Source organism: Bradyrhizobium sp. SHOUNA76 (assembly GCF_023006445.1).
In the GTDB taxonomy this organism is placed as follows: domain Bacteria; phylum Pseudomonadota; class Alphaproteobacteria; order Rhizobiales; family Xanthobacteraceae; genus Bradyrhizobium.
On the sequence record NZ_JALBHA010000848.1, the window covers coordinates 1 to 1,538 of the forward strand.

The 1,538-nt window shown below is 66.4% G+C and carries 2 protein-coding genes; both read left to right on the forward strand.

From position 1 onward, the window contains the following. On the forward strand, positions 1–324 hold a 324-nt coding region (locus MOV74_RS37845), incomplete at its 5' end, for an FGGY-family carbohydrate kinase (RefSeq protein ID WP_246932580.1). Continuing rightward, positions 325–1,538: xylose isomerase (gene xylA / locus MOV74_RS37850; RefSeq protein ID WP_246932582.1), on the forward strand; the 1,214-nt coding region annotated here is incomplete at its 3' end.

Genomic DNA, 1,538 nt, shown 5'->3' on the forward strand with positions numbered 1-1,538 from the left:
AATCTGGCGGCGCTGAGCGGGGCGAGCGGGCCTGTTGCCGAGCTCGATCTCGTCGGCGGCGGCTCGCGCGCGCCGTTGTGGGCGCAGATCTGCGCCGATGTGCTCGGCATTCCCGTCCACCGCGTCGAAGAGGGCGAGGTGGGTGCGGCCCTCGGCGCTGCACGGCTGGGCCGGCTCGCGGCGACAGGTGAGAATCCGGCGCAAGTCTGCACTCGTCCGCGGCGGCTTGCGAGCTTCATGCCCCGCGCATCCGTCGCCGAGGCCTATGACGAGGCCTATCGGCGATGGCGTGCGCTTTATCCCGCATTGAAGGAGACTCTTTAAGTGAACGCGTCAGTCGAATTCTTCGATGCGAGTGCACCTGTCGCCTTCGCCGGCACGGACGCGGGACAAGCGCCCGCGTTCCGCTGGTACGACAAGGATCGCCTCGTGCACGGCCGCAGGCTCGAGGATCATCTGCGCTTTGCGGTCTGCTATTGGCATTCGTTCTGCTGGCCGGGCGGCGATCCCTTCGGCGGCGAGACGTTCCTGAGGCCGTGGCACCAGGGCGGCGACGCGATGGCGCAGGCGCGGGCCAAGGCCGACGTCGCGTTCGAGCTGTTCCGTTTGCTCGACGTGCCCTATTTCACCTTCCACGATGTCGATGCCGCGCCGGAAGGCGCCTCGCTCGCCGAGTCCGTCGCCAATCTCAATGCCATCGCTGATCTGTTCGAGGCGAAGATGGCATCCGCGAAGGTCCGCCTGCTCTGGGGCACCGCCAATCTGTTCACGCACCGCCGCTACATGGCGGGCGCAGCGACCAATCCGGACCCCGAAATCTTCACCTATGCCGCCGGCCAGGTCCGTGCCGCCCTGGAGGTGACGCACCGGCTCGGCGGCCAGAACTATGTGCTGTGGGGCGGACGCGAGGGCTACGAGACGCTGCTCAACACCGATCTCAAGCGCGAGCTCGACCAGCTCGGCCGCTTCGTCGCGCTCGTGGTCGAGCACAAGCACAGAATAGGCTTCAAGGGCCCGATCCTGATCGAGCCGAAGCCGAAGGAGCCGACCAAGCACCAATATGATTTCGACGTCGCCACCTGCTACGGCTTCCTCGAACGCTACGACCTCCTGAAGGACGTCAAGCTCAACATCGAGCAGAACCACGCCATCCTCGCCGGCCATTCATTTCATCACGAGGTCGCGCTCGCCGAGGCGCTCGGCGTGTTCGGCTCGCTCGACATCAACCGCGGCGACGATCTGCTCGGCTGGGACACCGACCAGTTCGCGATGAACGTTCCGGAGCTGGCGTTGGTGTTTCACGAGATCCTGAATCGCGGCGGCTTTACCACGGGCGGGCTCAATTTCGACGCCAAGATCCGCCGCCAGTCGATCGATCCGGACGACCTGATCCATGCCCATGTCGGCTCGATGGATGCCTGCGCGCGCGCCTTCCTCGCCGCGGCCGACATGCTCGATGCCGGCGCGCTCACGACGCCGCTTGCCAAACGCTACGAGGGATGGGCCGGGCCCGAGGGCCGCGCCATTCTCGGAGGCCA